A 16,979-nucleotide genomic window follows, 5' to 3' on the forward strand; every position below is an offset into this window, starting at 1 on the left:
TGAGCGGCGCATGCCGCGGTGTGCGGCCCAAGTGTCGTGTCCTGGCGCTTAGTTCACGCTATGAACCGCGAGTCGCTGTGGTACACCGGAAAGTGGATCGACGGATCGGCGGACGGGGGAGCGACATGACCGGCGAGTACATAGCGGTGGTGGTGGGCGGCACGGAGATCCTGGTGGAGGCTACGCCGGTGCGCGTGTCGGGCTCGGAGCCGACGGCCGCGGATCCCGGGCGTCTCGCCGGACGCGTACGAGACGCCTTCGAGGAGGCGCAGTCGACGATCGTGGGCATCGCGCAGTCCACGGTGACGGCGATGCAGGGGGCAGGCCGGGCGGTGCAACCGGACGCGATGGAGGTGGAGTTCGCGCTCAAGTTCTCCGCCAAGGGGGACGTCATCCTGGCCGGGGCCGCCGGTGAGGCGGCGCTCAAGGTGAAGCTCGTCTGGGACGGGAGGGACGCGAGGCAGCGGAACGGCGAGGAGCCCGACGGCGAGGCGCCGTGACGCCTGTGCCGGCCGGTCTGCCCCGTTATCTGGGCCGCATCCTGCACCCGTCCGCCGACATCTCCGCGGGGACCTGCTTCCAACTCGCCCCGGGTGTTCTCGCCACCGCCTTCCACGTACTCCAGGCGTACGGCCCCACCCCGGGCACCGTGGTGCGCTTCGCGCCGCTGGCGGGCGGGCCGCCGGCCACGGCCACGGTAGAGCGGGTCGATCAGCGGCACGACCTGGCCGTGCTGCGCACCGACAGCCCGCTTCCCGCATCCGTGCGGCGGGTGGTGCCGACGAAGACGGAACGGCCCGGCACGGAGGTGATCGTCGAGGGCTTCGGGGACGTCCCCGAGCCCGACGGGCGCAGCTACCGGCACATGCTCGCGATCGGGGAGTGGCAGGGCACCACCGAGCGGGACGACGGAGTCCGGCAGGGAGTCAGGTGCGGCCGGTTCAACTCCCGGGACGGGCTGCTCGGCATGAGCGGCGCCCCGGTGCGCCGACGCTCCGACGACGCGGTCGTCGGTGTGGTCAGCGCCCGGTACAACAGTGCGGACGGTCGGTTACGGGACACGGTGTGGACGGCCTGGACCGAGGATCTCGCCGCGCTCGCGCCCCGGGAGCTGTCCTGGTTCTCCCCGCATCTGCGCACCCATGAGCAGGTGCTGCGGGACCTGCACGGCAAGGAGCAGTACCTCACCACGCTGGACTACGTCAGCCCCGACTCGCGCAGCCCGGCTTCCCCGACCCGGCTGATGGACCTGCTCGACGCCCAGTACCTGCCAGGCGGTCACGGCGAGCCGCGGCGCGGGGTGCTGCTGGAGGGCGCCGCCGGAGCCGGCAAGACCCGTACCTGCCATGAGGTCGCGGAGCGGGCCCTGCGGCAGCAGCCGGAGGGCTCCTGGCTGGTCCTGCACGCGGAGTCCGGGTCGGCCGTGACGGCCGGGCATCTGGTGCAGGCGGCGCTGGCACACGCCCGGATCGCCGACGCCGAACGCGTCCTGCTCGTCCTCGACTACCTCGACAGCTACTCCAAGCTCTCGCTGCCGATCCTGGAAGAGGAACTCCAGACCCAGGACCAGGAAGGACGTGTGGCCTGCCTGGCCTCGGCCCGGCCCGGGGCGCTCCCGCGGTCGGTGGAGCAGGTCTTCACCCCGGTGTCCCTGGAGGACGGCGAGGAGTACCGCACCCGGGTGGCATCCGCGATCTTCCAGAAGGTCGCCCCGAGGGCATGGAACCGGTGGGGACAGGACCACCTGGTGGCGCTGTGCAGCGACCGGCCGGTCTTCGCCCTGCTGATCGGGCGGGCTCTGGAGGAGCAGGCGAAGATCCGACGGGACGCACCCGACCTCTCCGGGCTGCGGCGCGGCGAACTCTTCGGCTGGCTCTGGCGGCAGCTGGAGCGCGACTTCCATGCCCCGACCGGCGCGGACCGTCAGGCGGGCCAGTCCCGGCCGGCCGTCCGGCTGCTGGCTTCCAGCGTGGCCGTGCTGGCCTGCCCGCAGGACGAGTCCGCCGTCGTGGCGTCGGCGGTGGGCCGGGCGCTGGTCCACCGTGCCGACGCGGAGTTCGCGCACAGTGCCCGTGACGTGGTCGTCACGCTGCGCCGGCAGTCCTGGCTGGTCGGCAGCGGTGACCGGCTCGAACTGGTCCACGACATCGTCGCGGACGGCCTGCTCGACGCGACGCTGACCCCGCGGGACGTCTTCCAGAGCCGGACCGCGGAGGAACTGCTCGACGCGCTGTGCGACGACGGGCCGGTGTTCGCGCAGGCCGTGCGGCATCTCGCCCGCTGGACCACCGGCCAGCCGGAGCACCGGCGGGCCGACACCGAGGCCGCCTGTGCCGCATGGCTGGAGAAGCGGGCCGGCCGGGTCCGCGACCTGCTCACCTCCGACGCCGTCGGCGTGACCGCGTTCGACCTGATGGCCCACAGCCCCTGGCAGGCGGGCGTGATCCAGCACTGGGACGAGCTGGTCGAGCCGTGGCTGGGCCAGATCCGCAGCGAGCGGCCCGCCACCCTGCCCGAGATCCTCGCCCCGGCTGTCGACAAGGTCGACGGGCCCGTGCCGCGCCGCCTCCTCGACACCGCCCTGGCCTGCCTGGAATCCCAGCCGCAGGCCGAGGAGACGGGCCTCCTGCTCCAGGCGCTGCTGCACGCGGAGGGCCTGGAACGGGACCAGCTGGACCTCGTCGCCTCCCATGTGCGGGCCTGGGCGGGCCACCACAAGGGTCATCGGCGGTCCCTCCATCTGCTGGGCGCCGCGCTGTCCCGCCAGGACCTGACGCCCCAAGCCGCCGGACCGCTGGTGAAGGCCGCACGGCAGTGGATACGCCGCAACCCGGCGCACCCGGCCGGCTCGGTCGTGCTGGCCCCGCTGCTCATCCGCGAGGAGCCCGGCAGTGCCGGCGGCAAGACCGTGATCGACGCCGGGCTCACCTGGGTGGTACGCCAGGCCGGCAACCCCGGCATCTCGTTCGTGCTGAAGCATGTCCTGCGACGTACGGATCTGGGCAGGCACCGGGACCGGGCCGTCGGCCTCGCCCTGGCGTGGTTGCGCGCTCACCAGGCGCGGTGGAGCGGTCAGCAGGCGCGGCGGCGCGCTCACCACTCGCTCGCGAGCGCGTCCTTCGTCCTGCGCCCCCTGCTGCGCATGGAGCTCACCCCCGACGAGGCACGGGACACGGTCAGGTACACGAAGAAGTGGCTGGAAGCGAGCGAACCGGAACGGCACGTGTTCGTCCTCGGCGCCCTCGTGCGCTGGGACAAGGCGGCGGTCGGACCGGTCACCGACCTGCTCGCGGCACAGCTACTGCCCGATGACCGGAGTTTCCTGCTGCAGGACCTCCTGCGCGAGGACCTGCCGCAGCCGCTCGACCGGCAGGTCGTCGACGCGACGCTCGACTGGCTGCGCGACCACGGCACGGGCCCCGATTCCCTCCTGCACCATCTGCTGCTGTGCCGCATCGAACCGGACGACGACGCCTGGGCCGCCGCGTCCCGTATGGCCCTGCGGTGGCTGAAGCTGCCGCACGGGACCGGCGCGAACGCCAGCTTCCTGCTGGACGACCTGCTCACCAAGGACTTCGGCCCCGCGGACACCACCCGGCTGGCCCTGGACTGGCTTGAGCTGCCCGGCGCCGACCCGCGCGCCAGCTATGTCCTGCGGCCCCTGCTGTGGAACCACGGGCGGCTCGGCGAGGACAACGCCGAACGGCTGGTGGACCTCGCTCTGAGCTGGCTTCGGACACACGCGGGGGACCATGAGGCGGGGTTCGTCCTGGAGCCGCTGCTCGCCCTGCGAACCCTCGACGAGAGCCAGGCCGCCCACGCCGTGCAGGCCGCCGACACCTGGCTGCGGGCCCATGCGACGAACCCCAGCGCCGGCCGGGTACGGGGCCCGCTGCGGGAGTTGCTGGAAAAACTGCTCGCCAAACCAGGGCCCGGTCCCCACTGCGCCGTCGCCATCACCCCCGCTGCCTTGCGTCACGCGCCGCAGGGCCGTAGAGCGGTGCCCCTCCTCATCGGTCTGCTGTACGCGGTGCCGAGCGGAACGCGGGAGCGGACGGAGGTGATCGACGGTGCGCTCGACTGGCTGGCCCGGCAGAATTCGCTGGCGAAGGGCTCCAGCAGGATCTTCAAGCACCTGCTGGCGCAGCGCGACCTCGACGAGCAGCGACTGGCCCGCGGCGCCACACTGTTCCTGGAGCGGCTGAGCCACCAGCCGACGTCCACCTACGCGGCGCTGCCGCTGGGCGCGCTGCTCCGCCACACCGCTCCCGCGCCCTGGCGTGCCACGGCCGTCACCCTGGCCCTGGCCTGGCTGTCCGAGAACACCCGCCGGCTCCCCACGGGCGAGGTGCTGGCCACCTTGCTGCTCGATCCGGATCCGTCCGGCGCCCGCCGGGCCGAGGTACGTGACTTCGCGGCGGCGTGGCTGGAAGCGACCGACCCCGGGGAGTGGCGGCGGGCGCTCGTCATCGAGGCGCTGGCCGCGCAGCCGACGCCCGAAGCGGAAGCGGGCGGTGGTCCACTGGTGTGAACCACCGCCCGCGAGACAGGACTTGGGTGCCGACAAGCCGAGGGGCGACCGCCGGGTGCTACTTCGTCGGCTTCTTGCCGGTCACGCCCAGGTGTACCAACAGGGCGAGGTTCGGCTTGAGTTCGGCCTGTTTGACGCCCCAGGTCTGGAAGCCCTTCTGGTGCGAGGCCACCGCCGCGAGCATCGCGACGATCGAGCCCGCGACCGCGGCCGGGTTGACGTCCTTGTCGACCTTGCCCTTGGCCTGCAACTGAGTGACCGCTTCGGCCAGGGAGTTGTTGACCGTGTTCAGGATCTTCATACGGATCTTGTAGAACCGTTTGTCGCCTTCGGACGCGCCGAGGTCGACGACCCGCAGGATCGCGTCGTTCTTCCGCCAGAACTCCAGGAATCCGTCGACGAGTTCCTGCGCGGTCTGCCAGCCCGCCTTGCCGACCCAGCTGCGGCCCTCGACGAGCTCGGTCAACCCGGCTCCCTCGGCGGCCATTTGGTCGGCGATCTCCAGGACGGCGCCCTCGACGTCCGGGAAGTACTGGTAGAAGGTCGCGGGTGAAGTTCCCGCCTTCCGGGCCACATCGATGACTTTGACGTCCCGGTAGGGGGAGGAGCTGAGCATCTCGCTGAGGCAGTCGAGCAGCTTCTGCCGGGTCGCCTGCCCACGCCGACCGGCCACGCGGCCGTCGACGGTACGCACTTGTCCTGTCATGTCGTCAGCTTACCGAGGCGTGATCGGGGCGCGATTCGGCCGACTGCAAATGGGGTGCATGTGCATGCGGAGGCGGGTGTGCCTGGTCTGCGCGCCGCGTAGGACGCCGTTACTTTTGCCGCATGGCCGAAAACAGGGCATCCACAGACGGAACGGGATACGGGGAGGGCGTCCCGTGCTGGGTGGACGCCCAGCTTGCCGACGTGGAGGCGGGCAAGCGGTTCTACGGCGAGCTCTTCGGGTGGGACTTCGAGGAGGCGTACGACTCCACCGTCTGGGCCCGGCTGGACGGCGATCCGGTCGCCGCGCTCGCCCGCAAGCCGGACGGGCGGCTGCCCACCGTGTGGACGGTCTACTTCGCCACCCCGGACGCCCGGGCGCTGGGGGAGCGGATCCGCGCGGCGGGCGGACAGGTGGTCATCCCGCCCGTGCGGCTGGGGGCCGGGCTGGGCGCCGCCGCGCTGGTCACCGACCCCGAGGGCGCCGTCTTCGCGCTCTGGCAGGCGGGCAGCCACCAGGGCTTCGGCCGACGGCACGAGACCGGCACCTTCGCCTGGGTGCAGCTGTACGCCCGGGACACCGAGGCCGCCAACCAGTTCTACGGCACGCTCTTCCAGGAGGCCCTGTTCGGGCCGGACGCCAAGCCCGACTTCGGCCGCGCGGCCGTCTCCGAGGTCTTCCCGGAGATGATGCCGCCCCATTTCCTCGTCCACTTCCGGGTGGCTTCCTGCGAGGAGACCCTCGGCACGGTGAACCGGCTCGGCGGGCGCGTGCAGGTGCCGCCCTTCGAAACGTCGTACGGCACGGTCGCCGTGGTCACCGACGACCAGGGGGCGTCCTTCGCGGTCCTGGAACGCTGACCGCACTCCTGCCTTCGGCGTCCCACTATGCGAACCGGCGCTTTCGCCGGGCGGCGGGCTGTGGTTTTGTCCCAAGACACCCCGTTCCGCCCTCGGGTTCGCAACCACGCCCCCGGACAGGAAGAATCAGGGTGCGTGCCGCCAAGGCGGTGCGGTGGTGAGACGCTGCACGGGGTCGCGTACATATCTGGGTGACGGGGCCCGTACGGGGAGGTGGCAGGCAGAGTGGTGGATCAGCTGACGCAGCACGATCCGCGCAGGATCGGGCCGTTCGAGGTGCTCGGACGGCTGGGCGCCGGCGGCATGGGGCTGGTCTATCTCGCGCGCTCGGCTTCGGGCCGGCGCGTGGCGATCAAGACGGTCCGTACGGAGCTCGCCGAGGACCAGCTGTTCCGCGTCCGCTTCACCCGTGAGGTGGAGGCGGCCCGGGCGGTCTCCGGCTTCTACACGGCCGCGGTCGTCGACGCCGACCCGCGGGCCGCCGTGCCGTGGCTGGCCACCGCGTACGTCCCCGCGCCCTCCCTCGAAGAGATAGTGAACGAGTGCGGGCCGCTCCCGGCCCAGGCGGTGCGTTGGCTGGCGGCGGGTGTGGCCGAGGCCCTCCAGTCCATCCACGGCGCCGGTCTCGTCCACCGCGACCTGAAGCCGTCCAACGTGCTCGTGGTCGAGGACGGGCCCCGCGTCATCGACTTCGGTATCGCGTCCGGCGTATCGAACACCCGTTTGACGATGACCAACGTCGCCGTCGGTACGCCCGCCTACATGTCGCCCGAGCAGGCCAAGGACTCCCGCAGCGTGACCGGCGCGAGCGACGTCTTCTCGCTCGGGTCGATGCTGGTGTTCGCCGCCACCGGACACCCCCCGTTCCACGGCGCCAACCCGGTCGAGACGGTCTTCATGCTGCTGCGCGAGGGCCCCGACCTCGAAGGGCTCCCGGACGAGCTGCGCCCGCTCATCGAGTCCTGTATGCAGATGGAGGCCACGGCCCGCCCCAACCCGGCCGACCTCCAGGCCCAGCTGGCCCCCCACCTCTTCGGCTCCGGCTCCGACGACAGCGGTACGGCGTCGGCGTGGCTGCCCGAGCGGGCGGTCGGCCTGATCGAGTCACGCAGAGGCGGCCGCCCGGCGGTCAAGCCCTCGCCGTCCTCCGGCCGCAGCGGCGGCGGACGCGTCGCCCCCGGGCCGGTCCCCCCGCCGCCCTCGCACGACCCGGTGGTCCCGGGCGCGCAGCCCGCGCCCGTCCCGGCCGGCGGCCCCGACACCGGCCCGGTCCGGCTGGCCGGCGCCGCCGTCCCCATCGGCCCCGGCCCCCGCGTCGCCGACGCCCGGGCCGCCGCCATGCAGGCACCCCCGCCGGAGGCGGGCCTCGTCGCCTCCTGGTCCAAACCCCGCCCCGGCGTCAACGGCACCGACCCCGCCGTAGGCCCCGCCGTACCCGCCCTGCCGCCCACGCCCCCGGAGCCGGCGGCCGGCTGGCGGCCCTGGCGTTTCCGCATGTCGAACGACGTCTGGGGTACCCCCTCCGTCGCCGACGACCTCGTCTACGTCACCTCCTTCGAGGTGCACGCCCTGGACGTGGCGACCGGCCGCCGCCGCTTCAAGACGCGGGACGTCGCCTGGTCGATGGCGGTCGCCGACGGCCGTATCCACGCCTCCGACGGCCCGACCCTGTTCGCCCTGGACTGCCGCGAGGGCGCGGACCTCTGGCGCCTGCAGACGGACGCCTGGGTGTACTCCCTCAAGGCCGAGCGGGGCACGGTCATCACCGGCACGCGCGGCGGCGGCGTCCAGGCATGGGAGGCATCCAACGGCCAGAAGCTGTGGGAACTCACCGGGGCCCAGTCCGACTTCGAGTCCCCGGAGGCCGGACCGGCGCTGTACGACGGCACGGTGTACGTCTGGCAGGACGCCCGGCTGAAGGCCCTGGACGCCCGGACGGGCGACGAGCGCTGGTCGTACCCCATCGGTGACGCCGCCTCCTGCGGCGGGGTGCCGGTGCGGGTGGCGCAGGCGCACGACGGCTATGTGTACGTCTCCGCAGGGACACGGGTGCTCGCGCTCGACGTGGTGAGCGGCCTGGTCCGCTGGCACTTCGAGGCCCCGGCGGTCTTCCTGTGCCCGCCGGCCTTCGTGCCGGGCCCGGCGGTGACCGGCGGCGGGGTGTACCTCGCCGACTACCTCGGCACGGTCTACGCCCTGGACGCCACCGACGGCCGCGACCGCTGGCGCATCGCCACCGAGTCCCGGTCCTCGATCGAGCCGGTGCTGGTGGCCGGGGGACACGTCCACGTCGGCAGCGGCAAGGGCCTGTACACGCTGGACGCCGTCACGGGGACGCCGAAGTGGCGCTTCCAGGCGGGCGGCGACATCGTGGGCGCCCCGGCGGTGGCGGAGGGCCGGATCCACTTCGGCTCCACCGACCACCTCCTCTACACCCTGAAGGCCGACGACGGCCGCCTGCGCTGGAAGCTCGCCACCGGCGGTGAGATCACCGGGTCGCCGGTGGTGCGGGACGGGGTCGTGTACGCCTGCAGCAAGGACCGCTGCGTCTACGCGCTGGACGCGGAGAAGGGCACAGGAACGGCACGCTCCGCGTAGGCGGGACACGCGGATTCGGCTTAGTGACGGCCGTCGCACCGGCGCACGGAAGGGGTCCGGACGGCGGCCGTCCCGTTAAGAGTGGTCATCTTCACCGCTCTTACACGTGACGCTACGCCCGGTGAGCGCTTGCCGCCATGCGGCCGCTGCTAACGTGACGTGCTCACGATCAACGCAACGGGGTTGCAAGACATTCGGGGGTCGCACCACATGAAGCTTCGCCATGTCCGCGCTGTCGCCGTCGTTGTCGGCGTGGTGGTCGTGCTGACGGGGGCCAAGCGCTCCCACGGCGGCGGCTGTGACGACAGTTCGAGCTCCAGCAGCTCGTCGAGCAGTACGGGCGGCACCCACTACGACGACGATGACGACGAATACTCGTCCTCGGGCGGTGTCTCGGGCGGCGGCAGCGCGACCGCGAGCGCCGAGGCCACCCGGGACGTGCGGATCCGGAGCTGTGTGTACGACGCGACCCGGGGCATCGTCGCCACGGTCGAGGCCACCAACACCAGCAGCATCACGACGTACAGCTACGAGTTCGGCGTCACCTTCAAGGACCCGAGCGGCACGCCCCTGCGCACCAGCGCGTCCACCATCCCGTACGTCTCGGCCGACAGCACGGAGACGCTGGACGTGGCGGCCTCGTACGTCCCGGACGCCGACGAGAGCATGACCGGCATCACCTGCGAACTGCGTGAAGTGACCCGTACGGCGGAGTAGCTCAGCGGAGCCGGTGGTCGCGGCGCCGCGCCCGGAACAGCTCCGCCTGCCGCTCGCCCGGCAGGTTTCCGAGGGCGATCAGGTGCGGCGCCTGCGCGAACGCCCGGTCCAGGGCGGCCTCCCTGGCCGCCCACAGCGCCCGTACCGTCCCCTGCACCCCCGCCGCCGGATACCCGGCGATGACGGCAGCGCAGTCCCCCGCGGCCGCCAACGCCCCACCGGGCTCGGTGAGTTCGGAGACGAGCCCCACCTCGTACGCCCGTCGCGCCGACATCCGCTCCGCGCTCCCCATGAGCGCCATGCGCGCGGCCTCCCCGTACGGCATCCGCAGCGCCATCAGCATCGACTCGTACGCGCTGACCATCCCGTAGGTGGTGTGCGGGTCGAAGAAGGCGGCGGTCGGGTCGGCGACGACGAAGTCCGCCTCCCCGAGCAGGTAGAAGGCGCCACCGCAGGCCATGCCCCGCACGGCGGCGACGACCGGTTTCCATAGGTCGTTGCTCTTGGGTCCGACTCGTAGCAGCGGATCGTCGGTCATGTACGGCGAGTTGGGCTGCGGGACGACGGCTTCCCGGTCCAGTCCCGTGCAGAAGGCCCGCTCCCCGGCGCCGGTCAGTACGACGGCCCGTACGGTGTCGTCGAACCGTAACTCCCGCCAGACCGCGACGAGTTCGTCCCGCATGGCGAGGTCGATGGCGTTGAGCCGCTCCGGCCGGTCGAGGGTGACGACGGCGACGCCCGTGTCCTTGTCGGTGGTGAGGCCGAGGCTCATGGGCGCTCCAGGACCCACTGGGGCAGCCCGGTGCCGCTGAAGACGGCCTGGACCCTGGCGCCGATGCGGATCCGGTCGGGGGAGAGGGAGTTGAGGGGCGCGTCGGGGGCGGTGACGAGGTTGCCGACCAGGCGGATGCGGGGGGCGTCGGTCAGCTCGACGACGACGACGTTGTACGGCGCCTGCTCGGCGTAGTCGGGGAGGAGGGGCGGGTGGGGGACGACGTACGACCAGATGCGGCCGTGCCCGCCGAGCTGCCGCCACTCGCACGCGAAGGACTGGCAGTGCGGGCAGCAGGGGCGGGGCGGGAAGCGCGGCTCGCCGCAGTCGGCGCAGGACTGCACGCGGAGCTCGCCCTGGGCGGCGTAGTGCCAGAAGGGGGCGCCGTCGGGGTCGGTGACAGGGGAGAGCATCCTTCGGTCAACTCCTCAGAAGCAGCGCGGAGGTGGGGACGCCTTCGCCGGCGGTGACGAGACAGGTGGCGGCTCCGGGGACCTGGGCGGTGCTGGTGCCGCGGAGCTGCTTGACGCCCTCGTTGATGAGGTTGAAGCCGTGGACGTAGGCCTCGCTGAGCCCGCCGCCACCGGTGTTGAGGGGCAGTGCCCCGCCGATCTCCAGAGCGCCCCCTTCCGTGAAGGCGCCGCCCTCGCCCCGCCCGCAGAACCCGTATCCCTCCAGCGAGAGCGGTATGAGGGCCGTGAATGCGTCGTAGATCTGGGCGACGTCCACATCCTGCGGGGTGAAGTCGGCGTGCTTCCAGAGGTGCCGCGCGGCGGTCCAGGCGGGTCCCGTGAGCGGGTCGTCGTTCCAGTAGTTGACCATGCCGTGGTGCTGGGCGGGCAGGCCCTGGGCGGCGGAGTGGACGTAGACGGGGGTGTGCCGGCAGTCGCGGGCGCGCTCGCGACTGACGATCACGCAGGCCAGGGCGCCGTCCGTCTCCAGGCAGTTGTCGAAGAGGCAGAGGGGCTCGCTGATCCACCGGGAGGTCATGTACATCTCGCGGGTCAGGGGCCGCTCGTACATCACCGCGGCGGGGTTCTGGTTGGCCCGGTTCCGGCAGGCGAGGGCGACGTTGAAGAGGTGGTCGCGGGTCGCGCCGTACTCGTGCATGTAGCGGCGGGCGAGCATGGCGATCTCGTCGACGGGGCGCAGGAGGCCGTACGGCCGGGTCCACTGGGCGGGGGTGGGCAGCTGGGCGGTGGTGTCGCGCCAGGGCCGGGGCCCGCTGCCGCGCTTGCGGGACCGCCAGGCGACGCCGACGGTCGCCTGCCCGGTGGCTATCGCGGCGGCGAGATGCGCGACCGTGGCACACGAACCGCCGCCGCCGTAGCCGACCTTGCTGAAGAAGGTCAGGTCACCGAGGCCGACGGCCTTCGCGAGCTCGACCTCGTCCGTCTCCTCCATGGTGTAGCTGGCGAGGGCGTCGACCTCACCCGGGGCTATCCCGGCGTCGTCGAGGGCGGCGAGAACGGCACGGCAGGCGAGGGTCTTCTCGTCCTCGGGGAGGTGTTTGGCGAACGCTGTCTGGCCTATGCCGACGACGGCGGTCGCGTCCTTGAGTCCGGCCATGTGCACACCTCCGCGTCGCGGGCAGGCTGCTGACAGGGCGTCAGGCTACAGCTAATCTGACGGACAGTCAGCTAATGCGACTCGGCTGACGCAGTCAGCCAATACGTCCTGGGTTCGGGGAGGCCGATCGTGGAATGGCAGAGCATCCCGGAGCTGGTCCGCCGGGCGGCCGAGCGGTACGCGGACACCGAGGCGGTGGTGGAAGGCCGGACCCGGATCTCGTACGGCGAACTCGGCGCCCGCGTCGAACGCTCGGCGGCGGCCTGTATCGCGTACGGCATCGCACCGGGCGACCGGGTCGCCGTCTGGGCCCCGAACACGCTGGACTGGATCGTCTCGGCGCTGGGCGCGGTGTCGGCCGGGGCGGTGCTGGTGCCGCTGAACACGCGCTTCAAGGGCACGGAGGCCGCGGACGTGCTGCGCCGCAGCGGGGCCCGACTGCTCTTCGTGACCGGCACCTTCCTGGGCACCTCGTACGTGGCGTCGCTGCGCAGGGCGGTCGCGGAGGGGCCGGGGCTGCCGCAGCTGGAGCAGGTGGTCGTGCTGTCGGACGACGCCGCCCCCGCGGACTTCCGCACCTGGAAGGACTTCCTCGCGGGCGGGGACGGGGTGAGCGCGGCGGAGGTGCGGGCGCGCGCGGGGGCGGTGGAGGGCTCCTGGCCCTCGGACATCGTCTACACCTCCGGTACGACGGGCCGCCCGAAGGGCGCGGTGATCACGCATGCGCAGACGCTGCGGGCGTACGAGGTGTGGAGCGACCTCGCGGGGCTGCGCCGCGGGGACCGCTATCTGATCGTGAACCCCTTCTTCCACACCTTCGGCTACAAGGCCGGGGTGATCGCCTGTCTGATGCGGGGCGCGACGATGATCCCCCAGTCGGTCTTCAACGTCGGCACGGCCCTGGCGAACATCGCGGCGGAACGGGTGTCCGTACTGCCCGGTCCGCCGACCCTGCACCAGTCGCTCCTGGACCACCCCGCGCGTGACTCCCACGACCTCTCCGCGCTGCGGCTGGTGGTGACCGGTGCCGCGGTGGTGCCGTTGCGGCTGGTGGAACGCCTGCGCGGGGAGCTGGGTGTGGAGACGGTCCTGACGGCCTACGGCCTCTCGGAGGCCAGCGGCATCGTGACGATGTGCCGGCGCGGCGACGACCCGTCGGTGATCGCGTCGACGTCCGGGCGTGCGATACCGGGGACCGAGGTGCGGGTCGAGGCGCCGGTCGGTGAGCCTGGTGAGGTCCTGGTGCGGGGCTTCAACGTCATGCGGGGCTACTACGAGGACGAGGCGGCGACGGCGGAGGTCCTTACGGAGGACGGCTGGCTGCGGACGGGCGACGTGGGCGTACTGGACCGGTCGGGCTGCCTCCGGATCACCGACCGCATCAAGGACATGTTCATCGTCGGCGGCTTCAACGCCTACCCGGCGGAGATAGAGCAGACGCTCGGCCTGCATCCCGATGTGGCCGACGTGGCGGTGATCGGCGTACCCGACGCACGGCTGGGAGAGGTCGGCAAGGCATACGTGGTGCGGCGTCCGGGAGCGGTCCTGACCGGGGACGACCTGATCGCCTGGGCACGGCGGGAGATGGCCAACTACAAGGTGCCGCGGGTGGTGGAGTTCGTGGGGGAGCTGCCGCGGAACGCGAGTGGGAAGGTGGTCAAGGGGGAGCTGCGGGGCAGGGTCTAGGCCCGTGCGTCGACACACCTCGGCCGCGGCGGCTCCCCTCCGCGCCGCCGCGGCCGATCCCCGTGTGGAGAAAGGTCAGGCCGGTTCGTCCGTGGCATGAGTGTTGTCGGTGGTGGCCCCGCCGGTGTCCTTCTCGGCGGCCAGGGTGCTCGTGTTGAGAGGCTCGCCGGTGGCGTGCGTGTTCAGCGTGGTGACCTCGGTTGCGTCGGTGCCCGGCGCAGTGACCTGAGTGGTCTTCTTGTCGTCGCTCATAAGTGGCTCCCCTGGCGATAGCGATGCGTGGATCGGAGAAGCCACGCCCGGCAACTCCCCCGTGGGCCGCCGGGCGTGGCACTCCTGGGCCGCTACACCTTAAGGTGCGGCCGCCGGCCGACCCGTCTGCCCCCCGACGCGACGGATCGACACGACGAGAGTGGCGTGCGGCGATAAACGAACGATGAACGTGCAGGCTTGCCGTCTCAGGCGACCGCGAGAGGGTTGAGGAGAGCTCGCACTTCCTCGGCTTCCGGCGCACCCAGCGTCTCGAAGACGTCAAGGGCCTCCTGCCAGCAGACCTGGGCTCGGCCCGTCTGTCCAAGGCCGCTCAGAGCACGCCCAAGTGCCGTGAGCACGTTTCCGCGCCGCCATTCACCACCGATTCCGCGGAGAACGGTCAGTGCCAGTTCCGCGTTGGCCGCCGCCTGCGCCGGACGTCGAGCGACGAGGTCGACCTCGGCGAGGCGGAAGAGGGTCATACCCTCCCAGAGTCGCTGTCGGCGGTCCCGGAAGACATCGAGGGCCTCCTTGAGGCGATCGGTGGCCCGCTGGACCTGGCCAGTCTGGGTGAGTGCGAGGCCCAGCGCGTACCGTCCGTTGGCCCCCCTCAGCGCGTGCCTCATGTCGTCGTACATCCTGGTTCCCTGCTCGGCCAGGGAAACCGCGCTCGCGGTGTGCCCCATCGCCAGGTGGATCCGCGAGAGGTTGCACAGGGCACTTGCCTCGCCCGGACGGTCCTGGCACGAGCGGAATCCCTCGATGGCTCGGGTCAGGTGCGCCTCGCCGTCCTCGTGTCGGCTCTGATAGAGCGCGATCACACCCAGCATGTTGGAAGCCCAGCAACCGGCGAGGGAATCACCAACCGCCTCCGCCAACTCCAGGGCATCAGCGGCCTCTTGATCGGCAAGCTCGAAGCGGCCCGAGTAGTAGTGGCCGTTGGCCAGGGTGATCAGGGCCCGGGATTCGGCTTGTCGATCGTCGACGGCACGCGCCGCGGCGCGCGTGGAGGCCCCGGTCGCCTGGTATTCCTTCGAGTTGGCGCCGGACTCGGTCAGATCGATCGCCGCCCACAGCAAGTCGACGGCACGCCTCAGTTTCTGAGGTGCCGTCGACTGCCGCACGCATGCGAGCAGGCAGACCGCCTCCGCGTACAACCAGTCCTGAGCCTCACGTCGATCGTCGAAACGCAGCCCTGGATACTCCGTCACCGTCAGATGGTCCACCAGCCGGTCCCCCGGCCGCTCGATCGCGTACACCCCCGCCGCCGTCGCCAGATAGAAGTCCAGCAACCGCGACAGCGCCGCGTCCCTCCCCCACTGCCCGAAAGGCGTGGGAGGTGCCCCCACGCTCGGCGGCCACTCGTCGCGTTCCGCGCACGCACGCGCGTAGAGCCGGACCAGGTCGTGGTACCGGTAGCGGCCGGGCGCCGCCGACTCCAGCAACGACGTGTCGACGAGGGACTCCAGGAGGTCCTCCGTCTCCTCCGCCGGCAGATCCAGTACGGCCGCGGCGGCGGCCAGCGAGATGTCCGGGCCGTCCGCCAGGCCCAGCAGGCGGAACGCGCGTGCCTGGGCGGGCTCCAGGGCGCCGTAGCCCAGCTCGAAGGTCGCCTTCACCGCCAGGTCACCGGCCTGCAACTCGTCGAGCCGGCGCCGCTCGTCGGCCAGCTTGGCGGCGAGGACGGACACGGTCCACGTGCGGCGCGCCGCCAGCCGTGACGCCGCGATGCGGATCGCCAGCGGCAGGAAACCGCACGCCGCCACCACGTCCAGCGCGGCCTTCCGCTCGGACGCCACCCGCTCCTCGCCCACGATCTTCGTGAAGAGGGACAGCGCCTCGTCCGGGGACATCACGTCCAGGTCGACCAGATGGGCACCGGCCAGATCCACCATGCGGACCCGGGACGTCACGAGGGCCGCGCAGCCCTCCATGCCCGGCAGCAGCGGACGTACCTGGGCGGCGTCCTTCGCGTTGTCCAGCAGGACCAGGACCCGGCGGCCGTCCAGCACCGAGCGGTACAGCGCCGCCCGCTCCTCCAGGGAGTCCGGGATCGCCGAGTCGGCGGTGCCCAGCGCGCGCAGGAACGAGCCCAGCACCGTCTCCGGCTCCGCCGCCCGCGGGCCGGCGCCCTGGAGATCGACGTAGAGCTGCCCGTCGGGGAAGGCCGCCCGTGCCTGGTGGGCCACATGCACCGCCAGCGTCGTCTTGCCGACGCCCCCGATGCCCGCCAGCGCCGACACCGCCATCACCCGGCCCTCGGCCGAGGCGAGGACGTCGCTCAGCTCCGAGACGAAGGCGGAACGGCCCGTGAAGTCCGGGACCGTGGCCGGGAGCTGGGCCGGGCGCACCAGGACCGCGGCCGGTTCGGCGACCGGCGCCGACGGCTGCGCGAGGCCGGGGTCGGCCTGGAGAATGCGCTGCTGCAGTTCCTGCAGGCCAGGGCGCGGGTCCACGCCGAGTTCGTCCGCCAGCAGGCGCCGCGTGTCCGCGTACACCGCCAGCGCCTCCGCCTGGCGCCCGCTGCGGTACAGCGCCAGCATCAGCAGCTCACGCAGCCGCTCCCGCAGGGGATGCGCGGCCGTCAGCGCCGTCAGCTCCGACACCACCTCGGCGTGGCAGCCCTGCTCCAGGTCCATGTCCAGGCGGGATTCGAGGAGCTGGAGGCGCCACTCCTCCAGGCGGACCCGCTGGGCCTCCGCGTACGGGCCGGGGACGCCCGCCAGCACCTCCCCGTCCCATCGGGCCAGCGCCCGCCCCAGCAGGTCCCGCGCCTGGCAGAGATCCCCGGCGCCGCGCGCCTTCTCCCCCTCCGCCGCGAGCTCCTGGGCGGCCGCCAGGTCCAGCGCGCCCTCGGCCAGCCCCCGCACGGCGTAGCCGCCCGACTCGCTCACCAGGACCCCGGGGTCCAGCACCTTCCGCAGCCGGGAGGCGTACGTCCGCAGCGCCGCGAGCGCCTGCGAGGGCGGCTCCTCACCCCACAGGGCGTCGATCAGTTCCGGCGCGGTCGCCGTACGGCCCTCGCGCAGCAGCAGGGCGGCGAGCAGGGCGCGTTGCTGGGGGGAACCGGTGGGGAGCTGCTCCTCGCCGCGCCAGGCGCGTACGGGGCCGAGCACACTGAAGCGCAGCGCCGCTGTCTGCTCCGCCACATCTGCCGAGAAGCCGGGACGCCTCTGCTCCGGCACTCGCGGTACCCCGCCCATCGCAGTCCCCCTAAGGCCCTGTCGTTTGGATCACCCCGGCGTCGCGGGCCCTGGCACGCGCATCTGCGGCGTTGTCGTCGGTCGC

At 72.2% G+C, this 16,979-nt stretch carries 12 protein-coding genes; 6 read left to right on the top strand and 6 right to left on the bottom strand.

Features of this window, described 5'->3' with window-relative positions; translation table 11 throughout:
• Positions 1-125 precede the first annotated feature (125 nt).
• Both ADK36_RS30290 and ADK36_RS30295 read left to right on the top strand, forming a co-directional pair.
• Positions 126-500 carry a CU044_2847 family protein gene (locus ADK36_RS30290; protein WP_048581296.1) on the top strand — a complete coding sequence of 125 codons (375 nt, stop codon included), beginning with the start codon at positions 126-128 and terminating at the stop codon, positions 498-500.
• A complete protein-coding gene (locus ADK36_RS30295) occupies positions 497-4,531 on the top strand; it encodes a S1 family peptidase (protein WP_078916187.1) in 4,035 nt (1,344 codons plus the stop codon). The genes ADK36_RS30290 and ADK36_RS30295 overlap by 4 nt, the downstream gene beginning before the upstream one ends.
• A gap of 58 nt (positions 4,532-4,589) precedes the next feature.
• On the opposite strand, the gene ADK36_RS30300 is transcribed toward ADK36_RS30295, so the two are convergent.
• Entirely contained in the window at positions 4,590-5,237 is a 648-nt protein-coding gene (locus tag ADK36_RS30300) for a TetR family transcriptional regulator (protein ID WP_078916188.1), read from the bottom strand.
• Between the two features lie 122 nt (positions 5,238-5,359).
• Between ADK36_RS30300 and ADK36_RS30305 the strand changes: the two genes are divergently transcribed.
• From ADK36_RS30305 to ADK36_RS30315, 3 genes are all read left to right on the top strand, one after another.
• Positions 5,360-6,097 carry a VOC family protein gene (locus ADK36_RS30305; RefSeq protein ID WP_048581299.1) on the top strand — a complete coding sequence of 246 codons (738 nt, stop codon included), beginning with the start codon at positions 5,360-5,362 and terminating at the stop codon, positions 6,095-6,097.
• Positions 6,098-6,322: 225 nt separating this feature from the next.
• Positions 6,323-8,695, top strand: a complete 2,373-nt coding sequence (locus ADK36_RS30310; RefSeq protein WP_048581300.1) for a PQQ-binding-like beta-propeller repeat protein — start codon at positions 6,323-6,325, stop codon at positions 8,693-8,695.
• Positions 8,696-8,905: 210 nt separating this feature from the next.
• Entirely contained in the window at positions 8,906-9,412 is a 507-nt protein-coding gene (locus ADK36_RS30315) for a hypothetical protein (RefSeq protein ID WP_053199672.1), read from the top strand.
• Between the two features lies 1 nt (position 9,413).
• On the opposite strand, the gene ADK36_RS30320 is transcribed toward ADK36_RS30315, so the two are convergent.
• The 3 genes from ADK36_RS30320 to ADK36_RS30330 are packed head-to-tail and all read right to left on the bottom strand — an operon-like array spanning position 9,414 to position 11,753.
• Positions 9,414-10,184 (bottom strand): enoyl-CoA hydratase/isomerase family protein, encoded by a 771-nt coding sequence (locus tag ADK36_RS30320; protein WP_053199673.1) that lies wholly within the window; start codon positions 10,182-10,184, stop codon positions 9,414-9,416.
• Complete coding sequence (locus ADK36_RS30325) at positions 10,181-10,597, bottom strand: Zn-ribbon domain-containing OB-fold protein (RefSeq protein ID WP_048581303.1); 417 nt, start codon at positions 10,595-10,597, stop codon at positions 10,181-10,183. The genes ADK36_RS30320 and ADK36_RS30325 overlap by 4 nt, the downstream gene beginning before the upstream one ends.
• 7 nt (positions 10,598-10,604) lie before the next feature.
• Positions 10,605-11,753 carry a lipid-transfer protein gene (locus ADK36_RS30330; protein WP_048581304.1) on the bottom strand — a complete coding sequence of 383 codons (1,149 nt, stop codon included), beginning with the start codon at positions 11,751-11,753 and terminating at the stop codon, positions 10,605-10,607.
• 129 nt (positions 11,754-11,882) lie between these two features.
• On the opposite strand from ADK36_RS30330, the gene ADK36_RS30335 reads away from it, so the two are divergent.
• Positions 11,883-13,439, top strand: coding sequence for a FadD3 family acyl-CoA ligase (locus ADK36_RS30335; RefSeq protein WP_053199675.1), 1,557 nt, complete (start codon positions 11,883-11,885; stop codon positions 13,437-13,439).
• Between the two features lie 75 nt (positions 13,440-13,514).
• On the opposite strand, the gene ADK36_RS49655 is transcribed toward ADK36_RS30335, so the two are convergent.
• Positions 13,515-13,691 (bottom strand): hypothetical protein, encoded by a 177-nt coding sequence (locus ADK36_RS49655; RefSeq protein ID WP_199830278.1) that lies wholly within the window; start codon positions 13,689-13,691, stop codon positions 13,515-13,517.
• A 206-nt stretch (positions 13,692-13,897) separates the two neighbouring features.
• Positions 13,898-16,894: an AfsR/SARP family transcriptional regulator gene (locus ADK36_RS30340; protein ID WP_048581306.1), complete on the bottom strand. Its 2,997-nt coding sequence runs from the start codon at positions 16,892-16,894 to the stop codon at positions 13,898-13,900.
• Positions 16,895-16,979 lie beyond the last annotated feature (85 nt).

This window comes from Streptomyces viridochromogenes (assembly GCF_001270495.1).
Classification (GTDB): domain Bacteria; phylum Actinomycetota; class Actinomycetes; order Streptomycetales; family Streptomycetaceae; genus Streptomyces; species Streptomyces viridochromogenes_A.

What these genes read in the sequence shown, in the direction of transcription:
- ADK36_RS30290 (WP_048581296.1), top strand. Translation starts at nt 126, where the DNA reads ATGACCGGCGAGTACATAGCGGTGGTGGTGGGCGGCACGGAGATCCTG.
- ADK36_RS30325 (WP_048581303.1), bottom strand. Translation starts at nt 10,597, where the DNA reads ATGCTCTCCCCTGTCACCGACCCCGACGGCGCCCCCTTCTGGCACTAC.
- ADK36_RS30320 (WP_053199673.1), bottom strand. Translation starts at nt 10,184, where the DNA reads ATGAGCCTCGGCCTCACCACCGACAAGGACACGGGCGTCGCCGTCGTC.
- ADK36_RS30305 (WP_048581299.1), top strand. Translation starts at nt 5,360, where the DNA reads ATGGCCGAAAACAGGGCATCCACAGACGGAACGGGATACGGGGAGGGC.
- ADK36_RS30315 (WP_053199672.1), top strand. Translation starts at nt 8,906, where the DNA reads ATGAAGCTTCGCCATGTCCGCGCTGTCGCCGTCGTTGTCGGCGTGGTG.
- ADK36_RS49655 (WP_199830278.1), bottom strand. Translation starts at nt 13,691, where the DNA reads ATGAGCGACGACAAGAAGACCACTCAGGTCACTGCGCCGGGCACCGAC.
- ADK36_RS30330 (WP_048581304.1), bottom strand. Translation starts at nt 11,753, where the DNA reads ATGGCCGGACTCAAGGACGCGACCGCCGTCGTCGGCATAGGCCAGACA.
- ADK36_RS30300 (WP_078916188.1), bottom strand. Translation starts at nt 5,237, where the DNA reads ATGACAGGACAAGTGCGTACCGTCGACGGCCGCGTGGCCGGTCGGCGT.
- ADK36_RS30340 (WP_048581306.1), bottom strand. Translation starts at nt 16,894, where the DNA reads ATGGGCGGGGTACCGCGAGTGCCGGAGCAGAGGCGTCCCGGCTTCTCG.